General features: G+C 69.0%; 14 protein-coding genes. 7 read left to right on the top strand and 7 right to left on the bottom strand.

Going from position 1 to position 12,511, the window contains the following annotated elements; translation table 11 throughout:
* Nucleotides 1–6: 6 nt before the first annotated feature.
* Nucleotides 7–516, top strand: coding sequence for a hypothetical protein (locus NF556_RS05795; protein ID WP_252594541.1), 510 nt, complete (start codon nucleotides 7–9; stop codon nucleotides 514–516).
* Nucleotides 517–593: 77 nt separating this feature from the next.
* On the opposite strand, the gene NF556_RS05790 is transcribed toward NF556_RS05795, so the two are convergent.
* On the bottom strand, nucleotides 594–1,007 hold the full coding sequence (locus NF556_RS05790; RefSeq protein WP_252594540.1) for a LysM peptidoglycan-binding domain-containing protein: 414 nt from the start codon (nucleotides 1,005–1,007) through the stop codon (nucleotides 594–596).
* Nucleotides 1,008–1,235: 228 nt separating this feature from the next.
* Between NF556_RS05790 and lexA the strand changes: the two genes are divergently transcribed.
* Entirely contained in the window at nucleotides 1,236–1,982 is a 747-nt protein-coding gene (gene lexA, locus NF556_RS05785) for a transcriptional repressor LexA (RefSeq protein ID WP_252594539.1), read from the top strand.
* Between the two features lie 205 nt (nucleotides 1,983–2,187).
* Here lexA and NF556_RS05780 read toward each other — a convergent pair whose 3' ends face one another.
* From NF556_RS05780 to NF556_RS05760, 5 genes are all read right to left on the bottom strand, one after another.
* A complete protein-coding gene (locus tag NF556_RS05780; RefSeq protein WP_252594538.1) occupies nucleotides 2,188–3,735 on the bottom strand; it encodes a PRC-barrel domain-containing protein in 1,548 nt (515 codons plus the stop codon).
* A 301-nt stretch (nucleotides 3,736–4,036) separates the two neighbouring features.
* Nucleotides 4,037–4,816 carry a helix-turn-helix transcriptional regulator gene (locus tag NF556_RS05775; RefSeq protein WP_252594537.1) on the bottom strand — a complete coding sequence of 260 codons (780 nt, stop codon included), beginning with the start codon at nucleotides 4,814–4,816 and terminating at the stop codon, nucleotides 4,037–4,039.
* Nucleotides 4,817–4,917: 101 nt separating this feature from the next.
* Nucleotides 4,918–6,252 (bottom strand): patatin-like phospholipase family protein, encoded by a 1,335-nt coding sequence (locus tag NF556_RS05770; protein ID WP_252594536.1) that lies wholly within the window; start codon nucleotides 6,250–6,252, stop codon nucleotides 4,918–4,920.
* Nucleotides 6,253–6,397: 145 nt separating this feature from the next.
* Complete coding sequence (locus NF556_RS05765; protein WP_252594535.1) at nucleotides 6,398–7,462, bottom strand: aminotransferase class V-fold PLP-dependent enzyme; 1,065 nt, start codon at nucleotides 7,460–7,462, stop codon at nucleotides 6,398–6,400.
* A gap of 98 nt (nucleotides 7,463–7,560) precedes the next feature.
* Nucleotides 7,561–8,283 carry an AIM24 family protein gene (locus tag NF556_RS05760; RefSeq protein ID WP_252594534.1) on the bottom strand — a complete coding sequence of 241 codons (723 nt, stop codon included), beginning with the start codon at nucleotides 8,281–8,283 and terminating at the stop codon, nucleotides 7,561–7,563.
* A 112-nt stretch (nucleotides 8,284–8,395) separates the two neighbouring features.
* Between NF556_RS05760 and NF556_RS05755 the strand changes: the two genes are divergently transcribed.
* The 5 genes from NF556_RS05755 (at nucleotide 8,396) to NF556_RS05735 (ending at nucleotide 12,372) form a co-directional block, all read left to right on the top strand.
* Nucleotides 8,396–8,818 (top strand): hypothetical protein, encoded by a 423-nt coding sequence (locus tag NF556_RS05755; protein ID WP_252594533.1) that lies wholly within the window; start codon nucleotides 8,396–8,398, stop codon nucleotides 8,816–8,818.
* Between the two features lie 209 nt (nucleotides 8,819–9,027).
* Complete coding sequence (locus NF556_RS05750; RefSeq protein WP_252594532.1) at nucleotides 9,028–9,972, top strand: LysR family transcriptional regulator; 945 nt, start codon at nucleotides 9,028–9,030, stop codon at nucleotides 9,970–9,972.
* Nucleotides 9,973–10,016: 44 nt separating this feature from the next.
* Nucleotides 10,017–10,871 carry an NAD-dependent protein deacetylase gene (locus NF556_RS05745; protein ID WP_252594531.1) on the top strand — a complete coding sequence of 285 codons (855 nt, stop codon included), beginning with the start codon at nucleotides 10,017–10,019 and terminating at the stop codon, nucleotides 10,869–10,871.
* Between the two features lie 704 nt (nucleotides 10,872–11,575).
* Nucleotides 11,576–12,073: a hypothetical protein gene (locus NF556_RS05740; protein ID WP_252594530.1), complete on the top strand. Its 498-nt coding sequence runs from the start codon at nucleotides 11,576–11,578 to the stop codon at nucleotides 12,071–12,073.
* Nucleotides 12,070–12,372, top strand: coding sequence for a transcriptional regulator (locus NF556_RS05735; RefSeq protein ID WP_252594529.1), 303 nt, complete (start codon nucleotides 12,070–12,072; stop codon nucleotides 12,370–12,372). Before NF556_RS05740 ends, NF556_RS05735 begins: the two co-directional genes overlap by 4 nt.
* Before the next feature lie 9 nt (nucleotides 12,373–12,381).
* On the opposite strand, the gene NF556_RS21345 is transcribed toward NF556_RS05735, so the two are convergent.
* Entirely contained in the window at nucleotides 12,382–12,510 is a 129-nt protein-coding gene (locus NF556_RS21345) for a hypothetical protein (protein ID WP_256829753.1), read from the bottom strand.
* Nucleotide 12,511: the final 1 nt, after the last annotated feature.

Genomic DNA, 12,511 nt, shown 5'->3' with positions numbered 1-12,511 from the left:
GGCCCTATGAGCGAACCGAATAATGATGGCTTCCCGGGTCAGCCCGACGCCGCGGAAGAGGGAGCGGAGGCCGCCCCGGCAGCAAGCCCGGACGCTCCTGCCCCGAGTGAGACCGATCGGCTCGCCGCGCAGGTCACCGGCCCGGAGGACCAGGTTGGCATGGCCGCTCTGTGGCGCCTGACCATGGGTCTGGACCACTGGTGGTTCATCGCCGTCGGTGACCCGGGCCTGGAGTCGCCGGCCGCCGCCGAGATCGACGGACAGCTGATGCTCTTGACGTTCACGACGTCTGAGCGGGCCCATGACTTCGCCGTGCAGCAGGACATGATCGGACCGACCGACGACCTCAATGCGATCGCCCTGCCCCCGGGCGAGGTCATCGAGTCGAGCGCCACCTATGTCGGCGCCGGCATCCACGGTCTGATGTTCGATCCCCACATCAGCGGCTTCTTCATCCCCAGTGAGCAACTGCCCGTGGTCTGGGAGGCCGTCACCAGCACCCGCGACGCGGACTAGCTCCGCGCCCCCGCGACGCGGACTAGTCCCGCGCACCCGAGGCGCGCTAGCGAACCGCGTCTCGACGGGCCGCCAACTCAGTTGCCCGGGATCTCCAGCGTCGTGCCCGCCTGGATGTCCAGCGAGTTCAGGTTGTTGGTCAGCTGCAACTGCACGATCGCGCGGTCCAGCGGCAGCTCCGGCAGCTCGGTCACCGCGATCTGGGACAGTGTCTGTCCCGGCTGCACGACCACCGTCTCGCCGCCATCGGCTGCGGCTGGCAGCAGCCCCGCCGCTGCCAGCACCGTCAGCGCCACCAGTGTGGTCGCGGCCAGCGTCACCGTCAGGCGCCCGCGCCGGGTGATCGTCAGCCGCCCCTCGTCGGCTGGCTGCACCGCAGGAGCGGTCTCCCCGGGCCGCACCACCCGCAGGTGGTCCCGCCGCCGCGGGCCACGCCCCGTGGGTGCGGGCTCGAAGTCCTCGAGGATGTCGTGCAGTGCGATGGCGCTCATGGTCCCTCCGTCTCTGCCTGCTCCGAACGCGTGTGCGATCGGACGCATGTTCCATGTGTAGCACAGTCGTGCGAACTTTGTCGACACGCCAGTCGAACGGGTGTTTGCCTGCCCGTTCGAAAACTCGTACGATATGGTCACGTGAAATACCTAACCAGGGACCACTGACAGAGCCACTGACCTGCAGGTTCAGGGCAGCCAGGGTCCGGGAGCGAGAGGGGCAGGACGATGGCAGATGTTCACGATCTACCGGACCGCGACGGACGGGCGGATCTGACGGCACGACAGGCAAAGGTGCTGCAGGTGATCCGCGACTCCGTCGATCAGCGTGGTTATCCGCCGAGCCTGCGCGAGATCGGCGAGGCCGTGCAGCTCGCCTCCCCCTCGTCCGTGGCCTATCAACTGCGGATGCTTGAGCGCAAGGGTTACCTGCGGCGCGACCCCAATCGCCCGCGGGCCATCGAGGTCGTCCTGCCCGGCTCCGAGGGCTCGGCCCCTGGCTATCGCCGCGGCGCTCACCCGGACGAGCCGGTCGCGCCCCAGGGCGAGGACTACTCCGACGTTGCCTACGACGACACCGGCATCGGCGATGCCCGCCCCCAGGCCTCCTATGTCCCCGTCGTGGGCCGCATCGCGGCCGGCGGTCCGATCCTGGCCGAGCAGGCGGTGGAGGATGTCTTCCCGCTGCCCAAGCAGATCGTCGGTGAGGGCGAGCTCTTCCTGCTCAAGGTGGTCGGCGACTCAATGATCGATGCCGCGATCTGCGACGGCGACTGGGTCGTGGTGAAGCGTCAGCAGGATGCCATCAACGGCGACATCGTTGCGGCCATGCTGGACAACGAGGCCACGGTCAAGACCTTCAAGCGCACCGACGGCAAGCTCTGGTTGCTGCCGCACAACGACGCCTACGACCCCATCGATGGCGACGACGCCGTCGTCCTGGGCAAGGTCACGGCGGTCCTGCGCCGCCTCTGAGACCTGCCCATCGCCCCTCGGGAACACGTCGGTTCCGGCGTGCGTTTCCAGGGAGTCTCCAACTGGTGCCGCCTGCTGGTCCTCCCCCCTCTCCGGCAGGTGGCACCGACACCAACAGCGCCGCCCGACCACATGGTCGGGCGGCGCTGTCAGTTCTGGGTGCGGTCAGGCCTGGGAGTTGTCAAGCCTGGGAGCGGTCAGCGCCTCACAGGGCGCCGCGTGCCTCGTTGAGCCGCTCGCGCTCCTCGTCGGTCATGTCGGAGCCGTCGCGGTCGGGCCGATAGCCCGTCGCGCCAAACACCTCGGGCTCGTTGCTGACGTCCGGCTCTCCGCTGACGTCCGGCTCTCCGCTAGCGTCCCCGGCATCGGTCCCTGCCACGAGGGCTCCCTCGTCGCCGACCCCCTCCGGTGCAGTGCCACCGTCGAAGGGCTCCTCGCGATCAGCGGCAAACTCGGCACCTGGTTGGGCATCGGTGGTGGGCGAGCCCGCCTCCTGGCCCGGCACCTCGTAGGCCGTCGTCTCCGTGTCCGTGGCCGCCACGCCCGCTGCCGCAACGCCACCTGCCACGGCGCCGCCCAGGATGGGCCCACCGGCACCCACGCCAGTGGTCTCGGGCGTCTCCGCCACGGACGCCTCGTCGGGATAGCCCGTGCCGGTCTGGCCCGATGCGCCAGTCACGGCATCGTCCATCGGGTCGCCGGCCGCGGGAGCAGTCACCGGCTCGACCGAGCCGAACTGTCCTGAATCGACCGCCCCCTCAACATCAGTGGCGGCAGCATCACTCGAACCGATGCCCTCCGGTGGAGTTGCCGCGGGGGTGTGGTGCCCCTCGTAGGCCGAGGAGTGGGCGGCCGGCCGGTCGGAGGAATAGCCGGAGCGCCCCACCTTGGTGGCCTCCTCGTCGGCTGGCTCGGTCGGCGGCACGGACCACGTCGTGGAGATGGGCTCCTCCGGCGCCTGCTCGGCAGCCCAGTCGGCCTGGGCCGCCGGGTTCTCCTGCTGGAAGGTCGCGTGATGCGTCTCGTCCCAGTCTGGGTCCCCAGGGCGTGGCTCGCGGCTCTCGCCTGCCACCCCATCGCTCGTCTCGGGCGCTCCGTGACTCGCGGCGCCTGCCGCTGCAGCACCTGCACCTGCAGCACCGGCCGCACCGATCGCCGCTGCCTTCTCTGGCGTGGCGTCATCCTGCTGGCCGCCCCGCACCTCAGCACCGGGAGTTTCTCCGCTGCCGAGGTCGTTGCCGTCGTCGACAGCAACGGGCACCGCCTCCTGGGCCGTCCCCGGGGTGGTGTATTCCGTGGTGACTGCACCGTCCTGACCGTTGTCCGCGGACGGGGCGGGCAGGCCCTCCGTCCGCCCGTCGGTCATGTCAGCGGCCGTCTGCTCGCTGGTGAAGGTCGCGGTCTCGTCCGCGCCACCCCCGGGCGCGGCCGCAGTGGGGCGGTCCAGGCCGTAATAGCTGTAGAGCGTCGCCTGCTGGCTGTCGTCGAGATGATTGTCTGCGTCGACGCGCGGCGCGTCCTTGATGAAGTCCTTGGTGAACGGCACGGAGATCTTGCCGTCCACGACGTCTGCTGTGTGCAGCGGCACAAAGGACTCACGCATCCCGAACAGGCCGCTCTTGACGCTGGCCCAGGCAGGCTGGCCGGTGGCGTCGTCCAGATAGATCTGACCCACCCCACCGACCTTGTCCCCGTGCTGGTCAATCACATCGGCGTCCGTCAGGCTGGCAAGGTGTTCACTGTTGATGGGCACGTCAACTCTCCTCGGTCGAGGTCCCGGCGTCGCACCGGATCACTTCGAACGTATCCGCCTGTGCCAGAGGGCGCCACCGGAGCACTCCGGTCCGGGCGCGGGCAGCAAAGTGCCGGGCGGTGCGGCCCCGGGAAGAGGCACCACCCGGCACTTGACAGGCCAGGCGACCACTGGGTGCCGGATCGGCACAGCCCTGGTCGCGTGAGTTTCACTCTGCCGCATCTGCGGGCGGCCCCGCATCATCCTGGAGGATGAACCTGCAGTTTTTCTGTGAGCTCCAGTTGGCCTGTCTCAGAGGCGATCAGGACATGTCGACCGGGTCTAGGTCGAGCACGCCCAGCACGTGCGCCCGGTTGACCGCGCTGAGCCGGTCACCCACCCCGAGCTTGTCGTAGATGTGGCCGAGGTGACGGTGGACGGTGCGCGTCGAGCACCCGGCCTTGCGCGCAATCACCGTTGCCTTGTAGCCCTGCGCGAGCAGCTCCAGGACCTGCACCTCACGCTCGGTCAGCGCGTGCTCCATCGCCGTGTTGTCTGCCACCAGGAGCTGCTGCGCGTGCCGAGGCAACCGCAGGAGCGTGCCGAGCCCCGTGACCACCGGCTGCACCGCACGCAGGAGGGCGAGGTCGTCCTCGGTGAAGTCCTGCCCCACACGACCCAGCATGAAGACCACGACGTTGGAGCCGCCGTGCACCGGCAGCGTGGCGATCTGGTCGATGCCGAAGGACACCATCACCGCGGCTCGAGTGGTGGACTCGCGCCAGGCCTGCTCGCCGAACGCCCGTGCCGCCGTGGTCGGCGTCAGATCGCCGCGCACGACCGGCTCAAGGAGCGGGTCCTTGAGCTGATGACGGATCTGATGGCGCAGGTGGCTGCGGGCCCCAGCGGACATGTGACGCCCCAGGACCTGGATGTCCAGGTCCGTGAGGTCGGCACGGATCAGCAGCCCGAGATGTGAACCAAGGTCGGGGCTCAGGATGTCAACGATGGCGTTCACCCGGTCCTCAAGGCGCTCTGGCGCCAGAGAGACCGCTGTCACCATCTCCACGACGACCTCTAACGGGTCTCGGGTGATTAGCACAATCTTCATTGTGGCGCAGATCACTCCGGAAGTAAACGGGAACACCCAAGATGGTCAGGAAAATCTCTAGTTCCAGCAAGGACCGAGCATCAGCCGCGTCGTCAGCGACGTCCCAGCGCCCGCAGTTGACCAGAGTGACGCAGCAGGTGACGCACCGTGACCGGGTCGGCGACCTCAGGGTGGGGCGGCGTGAAGTCGGCCGCCAGGGCAACCAACTCGGGACTGTGCCGCTGCACCCTGGCGTCCGCCACGGCATACCCGTGCCGTTCCAGGATGTGCTGCTCGGCGGGGCGGAAGGCGTCCAGGTCCGTGCGCACCTGGTTGATCTGGTCGACCAGCTCCGCCGGATAGCCGCGCAACTCGCCGGGCAGGGGGCCGTGACCGGGGACGCGCGAGACGGTGTTGGTGGACTCCAGCGACCACGTGGCCCCCTGCAGCAGTCCGGCCGAGAAGCTCGCCCGCAGCCAGCGCAACCGGGTGGTCTGCTGACCGGACCCGGCGATGGACAGGGTGCGCAACAGGCGGCCGACCACCGAGCCAGCGGGCTGGGAGCGAAAGACCGCTCCCCCGTCACTGACGAGCACCGCTGCATGATCGGACCAGACGGGCTCGACACCGAGGTTGTCGTAGATCCCGCCGTCGGCCAGCTGGATGCGCTCGAGCAGGCCATCGCTGACGCGGGGGTCCTCGCTGGCGTCGGGCACCCCACCGCGCAGCGCGAGGGTGCGACCATCGAGCTCCATCGGCGGAAAGAAGGGTGGGTAGGCGCAGGAGGCCGCGACCGCGTCGGCGATCCGCAGCCCCGGTGGCGGCGCGGCATAGCCGAGCCGGTGGTCCCCGATCCGGCCGCGCGGAGCCACCGAGCGCGAGTCAGCGAAGACCCAGCTCACGCCATAGCCGATCTCGGTGGCGGAGGTGAGGATCACCGGCCCGCGCCGATCGTTGTAGCGCAGGTCGGAGGACCACCAGGGCACGATGACCGCCAGCTGCTCGGCCAGGCTCTCGACGCTGGCGTCCGGGCGATTCCAGCCGCTCGGACGGATCCGGGACAGCAGCGCGGGCGTGCGCACGTTGCGTCCGGTCAGCCGTCGCAGCGGCTCGGCGACACACTCCTCGAACCCAACGACCGGAGCCGGGTCCCCCAGGGGGTCGGGCCACTCCAGGCGCGGATCAGCCAGCAGGTTGGCCACGATGGCACCGCCGGAGACTGCGCTGATGGTGCGCAACCGTCCGAGTATGCCGAGCTCGTTCAGTCTGCGGGTGGCCCCCAGGTGGAACAGGGCCGCGCGGAACCCGCCGCCGGACAGGCACAGCGCGGTCCCGCTGCGGGCGCCGGGTGCCTGCGGTCCGTGGTGCGCGGTCGCCCGCGCGGCGGCCATCTGCGCGGACTGCGGATCCCCCGGGGTGACCGGGCCGTGAGGCTGGTGTGGCAACACGCTTCTCAGAGAAGCGGAGTCGGGTGACCAACATGTGAACAGCACGCCGACCGTCAGGTGACCAGCGGGCGATCAGCGAGGAGACTGCCCTGCTCAGAAGCCTGGGCGGCGGCTCCGCGTGGACCGCGGGCGGCAAGAGTCGTGGTCAGCCGAGGGCGTCCGCGACCAGATCGACGTCGGCCGTGGTGTTCCAGGCGTGGAAGGCCAGGCGCACGCGGCCGGCCCGGCTGGCGCACCGGACCCCGGCTTCCTCGAGTCGGGCCACCCGGGTGCCGTCCGGGTCATCCAGGGTCACGACGGGGCGGGCACACAGGTCGTCCCCCAGGCGCTCCCGCAGTCCGTTGGCCAGCCCGATGTCGTGGTCGCGCACCTGCGCCATGTCGAGCGCGGCGAGCGCCTCACCCGCGGCAGCCGCCCCGAGCCAGCAGAGCCAGGCCGGGGACACGTCGAGGCGGCGGGCATCCTGCGCCAGGCGCAGCTCCGGGCCATAGACGGACTCCCAGACCGACTCTCCTGCATACCAACCCGCGTTGACGGGTGTGATCCGGCCGAGGGTGTCCGGCGACACCGTGAGATAGGCCGTGCCGCGTGGCTGGCAGAGCCACTTGTAGCCCGAGCAGACCGTGATGTCGAAGACGCTGGCGTCGACGGGCATCCAGCCCGCCGCCTGGGTCACGTCGCACAGGGTCAGCACGCCGTGACGCGCGGCCGCCTCGACGACCGCACCCACGTCGGCGAGCTCACCGGTGCTGCTCTGCGCCAGGCTGAAGGCGACCAGGTGCGTTGAGGGGCCGATGGCCGAGGCCAGCTCCGCGAGCGGGACGTGCCGCACGGTGACACCGCGGTGGCGCTGCGCGAGGAACGGGCCACTGACTGACGTGAAGTCTCCTGTCACACACACGATCTCGGCGCCGTCGGGGACCGATGCCGCCACCGTGCCCACCAGGACCGAGGTCTGCGAGCCGATGGCGACGGTGCCGGTGGAGACGCCCACGAGCTCGGCATACGAGCGCCGTGCCTGCTCTGCCAGCTCCCCATAACGCACCGGACACGCCTGCCCGGTCTGCCACTGGAGCAACCCGTCCTGCATCGCCGCGACCACCGCCCGCGGCGGCAGCCCGAGCGTGGCAGCGTTGAGATAGCCCGGCACCGGGCTCCAGATCTGGCTTGCCCGCTCGGAGACAACGAGGCGGTCCGTCACAGCAGTCATGAGTCCACCGTGCCGGACCACCATCGATCACACAACCCCATAAAACTTCGCAATTGCATAATTGCGTCTTATGCAGCGTGCTCTTGGTGCTCCGGCGGTCAGTTGAACAGGCTCCCGATGCCACTGGCGCCAGACGACTCCTGCTGGTGCCCGCCGGTGGCCACCCCCTCGGAAGGCTGGATCAGCACGTGGCCCTGACCGCCGAAGGCCATCTGCAGCATCTCGCCCGTGCCTCCGCGGATCATCGACTTCAGGCCACCGGTGTCCACCTTGATGTCCATGGTCACCCCGGAGGTCCACAGCACCACCGCCTGGGCATCACCGAAGGTCGGGGCGCCGCTCACGTCAAGCGCCACCGGCTCTCCGTGGGTGGTGATGGCCACATAGCCGGTCCCCCGCAGCGTGACGTTGTAGAGCCCGCCGGTCATCATGCCGCCGCGGGCCTGGATGCGGTGGATGTCCCAGTCGATGGAGGCCGAGAAGGCGAGCACGCTGTTGCCGTTGACGGAGATCGAGTCATTCTCCAGATAGATGACCTGGATGTCTTGGGCGTCGTGCGCCAGGAACAACTCCCCCTGCCCGGTGCACTCCATCAGGTCCACACCCTCGCCGGTCATCTTCGACTTGATCAGCTTGTTCAGACCCCCGGACCCCTTGTTCTGGAAGCTGATGCTGCCCTGATAGGCCACCATCGATCCGGTCAGCGCCAGGACCGGCCCATAGGCCATCGAGACCTTCAGCAGTTTCTTGTTCTGCTGGACGAACGGATCGGTCGCCTGGTTCTCTGCGTGTTCGTTGAACAACTTGCCGTGAATTGCCATGTGCGAACGACACTCCCTCGTGTTGACCGGCTGCCCCGCAGTCGGTTCCTGTTGTGAATGGTCCCCCAAAGAAACGGTCACAGGGAACTCCCGAAAGGCTATGCTCCCAGTCATGGGATTCCTAGACAAGGCCAAGGCCGCAGCAAACGATCTGGCATCCAAGGCAGACTCCGCCATCAGCCAGGCCTCATCGAGTTGGACCGGCTCCGGGGACTCGGAGCGACTGCTGCGTGATTTCGGCCTGTTGACATGGCGCGAGCAGCACGGGCAGGCCGTCGACCCGGCAGACCTGACACGCGTGCGCGAGGCGCTGGAGGCCATGGACGGCAGTGGCGGCCTGAACACTCTGCAGGTGCACACCCAGCCCGCTCCCCCTCCCCCTGGCAGCTTCGGTGCGCCTCCGCCCCCCGGCGGAGCCCAGGGCACACCACCACCGCCCACTGGTGGCCAGCCCGCCCCGGGCCAGACTCCCCCGCCGCAGGGCGGAGGCTCGGGCACCGTCCCGCCACCACCTCCCCCGCCGCCCTCCTTCTGACCCACACCCCACGACCGAGCGCGCCGTCGGCGACTGCACGACCCCACCGAGCGCACCGTCGGCGACTCCACACCCCCACCGAGCGCACCGTCGGCGACTCCACACCCCCACCGAGCGCACCGTCGGCGACTGCACACCCCCACCGGACGCGCGTCCCGCGCCCGTGCGGGAGATCGCTCAATCCATAAGTTCGGCTTACCCTTGTGCCCATGTTTGATGTTGCAGGGTTGAGGGTCATGCGCGCGATCGCCGCCGAGGGCAGCTTCACCGCGGCAGCACGGTCTCTGGGCTACACCCAGCCCGCCGTCAGCCAGATGGTGCGCCGCCTGGAGGACCGGACCGGCACCGTGCTCGTGGAGCGCAACGGCCGCAGCGTGCGCCTGACCGAGGCCGGCACGGTGCTGTCCCGCCACGCTGTGTCGGTCCTGGCCGCACTCGACAACGCCGAGTCCGAGGTCGCCGCCATCGCCGGCCTGGAGAGTGGCCGCGTCCGGCTCATGGCCTTCCCCTCCTCCTCCGCGACACTGGTCCCCTCGGCGCTGGCCCGGGTCAAGGCCGCCCACCCCGGCGTCACGGTCCACTTCTCCGAGGGCGAGCCACCGGAGTCCCTGGCCGCCCTGCGCGCGGGGCTGTGCGACCTCGCCGTCGCCTTCACCTATGACGGCACCGACGCGGGGCGCGGCGAGGACGACCTCGAGGGGCTCGAGGTCATTGACGTGCTCACCGACCCGGTGACCATCGCCCTGCCGGTCGACCACCCACTGGCCGACCAGGACGTCATCCGCCTCTCCGACTTGAGCGACGAGCAGTGGATCGCCGGCTGCCCCCGGTGCCGCGGTCACCTGCTCGCGCTGTGCGACCAGTCCGGCTTCCGTCCGGAGGTGAGCTTCGAGACCGAGGACTACGTCGCCGTCCTCGGGTTGGTGGCCGCGGGGCTCGGCGTGGCCCTGGTGCCTCGACTCATCCTGGCCTCGGTCAGCCACCCCGGCGTGCGCACCCTGGAGCTGGAGCCGGCTTCGAGCCGGGCCGTGCAGGTCGTGACCACCCCCGACCTGCTGCGCGTGCCAGCCGTGCGGGCCACCCTCGACGCTCTCTGCGCGAGTGCCCGGGAGCTGGACCTGTCCGCCACGGGCGCCGCCAACCTCACGGTCTGAGGGCGTCAGTGTCTGTCGCGACGCTGCTGCCTCCACCTCGACCGGTGGATGAGCGGGACTACCGCGCGCTGCGCGACCTGGTGGCCGCGGGTGGGGTCACCGTCCTCACCGGCGCCGGGATGTCGACAGCCTCCGGGATTCCCGACTATCGCGGCCCCGACGGCAGTCGGCGCGTCCAACCGATGCAGTATGCCGAGTTCCTGGCCTCGGCGGAGAACCGCCGCCGGTACTGGGCCCGCAGCTATGTCGGCTGGGCCAGGTTCCGGGCGGCAGGGCCGAACGACGCCCATCGCGCCGTGGCGGCCCTCCAGCACGGTGGCCAGTTCGAGGAGCTGATCACCCAGAACGTGGACGGCCTCCACCAGTCGGCGGGCTCACGTGACGTGATCGAGCTCCACGGCAACCTCAACGAGATCGTCTGCCTGAACTGCGAGGAGCGCTTCGAGCGCGGCGAGGTGCACCGCTGGATCTCCGAGGCCAACCCCGGCTTCACCGCCGACAGCGAGGAGATCCGACCGGACGGCGACATCGTCCTGGCCGCCCAGGACTTCGCGGACTTCCGGTTGGTTCGGTGCGTCACGTGCGGCTCGGACCTGCTCAAGCCTGACGTGGTCTTCTTCGGTGGGTCCGTGGCCAAGCCACTGGTGGAACAGGCCTACGCAGCCGTGGAGTCCGCGGACGCCCTGCTGGTCCTCGGCTCCTCGCTGCAGGTGATGAGTGGCCTGCGCTTCGTCAAGCGCGCCCACGCCCTCGGCCTCCCCGTCGCGCTGGTCACCCGCTGGCCCACTCGCGGTGACGAGTGGGCCAGCCTGCGCATCGACAGCCTGCTGCAAGACGTCCTGCCCCGCCTGGTCAACGACCTTTTGCAGGCACCGCCGACCCAACCAGTGAGTCTGTAGTCTTCACTCTTCGCCCGTCAAGACTCTCCCATATGTGTTCACTGCTGCCTCTGCTTTCACGGGTTTGCACCGGCAAGACCGGCACGACGCTGCGACCCACAGGGGTTGGGGTCGTGTCCGATTTCTAGCAGGCGCAACCGACAGTGGCAATAGTCACCTCGGAAACCGACGATCGGTACCAGCACTTCTTGCTTGCTATCGCCACCACGGGCACCCAGCACCGTCGAGGTAAGTGCGCCCGTCACATCAGCGGAATGCGCATCGGCGAAGGAACTCTCGGCGCGACCATCCGCCGTGCCCGTCACCCCTCTGGGTCATTCACAGGACCTAGTGTTGATGGGTCGCCCTGTGAGTCACTCGAGTTGGAATTTGAGTGGCTGCCATTTTACGGCCGTGAACGGCGGCACCGGGCCAAACTTCCTCGTCACGTCAATGCGAATGACTTTGAGCGGTTGTCGTCCGGTGAGCAGTTGGCGCGGATGACCCACGACCAGCTCAGCAGGACTGGTAGCCCTGCCCTGTAGTCGAAACCCATCGGCCAGCTGCAAGTCACGCCCCACTGCCTTGCAGGCATGCCCGAGGTCGATGCGTTTCCTAGGCCGCGTGGCGTACCAGCGCTCATCGGACCCCACGTTCGATCTTGCGGATCCTGGCGTCAAGGTAGCCACTTGCCATGTTGGCAAGCGCCACCTACGCTTGCCAACATGGCAAGTGATGCAGCAAACACCCCCGACCGACCGGACGCAGCGGACATCCTGGACGAGTTGGACGGCGCACGGACCCGGCTCGCGCAGCGCCTCGTGACGCCGTGGTGGTTCAAGGCCCTCTCCAGCTTGATCGTCGCGCTGCTCTTCATCGGTGTCGGGATGACCTTCGACAACTTCCCGTTCGGCAGCGACTCAACCGGCACCCTGCTGGTGGCCGTCAGTGTCGCCGCGGCCCCCACGGTGCTGCTGTGGCTGCTGCGGCACGTGACCGGTGCGTCGGTGGACCGTTATCAGGGCGCTTGGACCGGGGCGTCCCTCGCCCTGATCGGACTGCTCGTGGCGTGCATGGCCATCCAGTCCCTGCTCAACGTGCCCTGGGCGTTCCTGGCGGGCGCCGGTGCCGGGTTCGTGCTCACCTATGTGCTTGAGATGCGCACGGACGCACGCCTGCGTCGCGGCGAGCTCCCGGCACGGGTTGTGGAGTCGAGGGCGTGACCGAGGTCGTCCCGCAGTTCGACAGTGTCATCCATGCCCGGCACCGGCTCCAGATCTGCAGCCTCCTCGGTGGCGTCGACGCCCTGTCCTTCGCCACGGTCCAAGAGACCCTGCTGGTCAGCGACTACGTGGTGAGCAAACACGTGAAGGTGCTCGTCGAGGCGGGCTATGTGGCCACCCGCAAGGAACGGCACGGCGGTCGGCCACAGACCTGGCTGTCACTGACCACGCAGGGCCACCGGGCGCTGGAGGCCCACCTCGCCGAACTCCGCCGGATCACCGACCTCGGGGTCGGTTAGAAGACTGAGTCATCGCCGCCACGCAGCATCCATCACTGTCGGGTCGGCAGCGTCCTTCAGATCACCGCGGCGTGCATCGGCGAGGAACTCGCGGCGGGCTTTCAATGCCTCATCTGCGTCGAACGGCGTGCGTCTCACG

This window comes from Ornithinimicrobium faecis (assembly GCF_023923225.1).
Taxonomy (GTDB): domain Bacteria; phylum Actinomycetota; class Actinomycetes; order Actinomycetales; family Dermatophilaceae; genus Ornithinicoccus; species Ornithinicoccus faecis.
Note: the sequence above shows the minus strand (reverse complement) of the source record. Positions and strands in the feature narration are given on the sequence as shown.

Bases quoted from the DNA above. Each gene is read 5' to 3' on its own strand.
- NF556_RS05795 (WP_252594541.1), top strand. From the start codon at position 7: ATGAGCGAACCGAATAATGATGGCTTCCCGGGTCAGCCCGACGCCGCG.
- NF556_RS05790 (WP_252594540.1), bottom strand. From the start codon at position 1,007: ATGAGCGCCATCGCACTGCACGACATCCTCGAGGACTTCGAGCCCGCA.
- lexA (WP_252594539.1), top strand. From the start codon at position 1,236: ATGGCAGATGTTCACGATCTACCGGACCGCGACGGACGGGCGGATCTG.
- NF556_RS05765 (WP_252594535.1), bottom strand. From the start codon at position 7,462: ATGACTGCTGTGACGGACCGCCTCGTTGTCTCCGAGCGGGCAAGCCAG.
- NF556_RS05760 (WP_252594534.1), bottom strand. From the start codon at position 8,283: ATGGCAATTCACGGCAAGTTGTTCAACGAACACGCAGAGAACCAGGCG.
- NF556_RS05755 (WP_252594533.1), top strand. From the start codon at position 8,396: ATGGGATTCCTAGACAAGGCCAAGGCCGCAGCAAACGATCTGGCATCC.
- NF556_RS05750 (WP_252594532.1), top strand. From the start codon at position 9,028: ATGTTTGATGTTGCAGGGTTGAGGGTCATGCGCGCGATCGCCGCCGAG.
- NF556_RS05740 (WP_252594530.1), top strand. From the start codon at position 11,576: ATGGCAAGTGATGCAGCAAACACCCCCGACCGACCGGACGCAGCGGAC.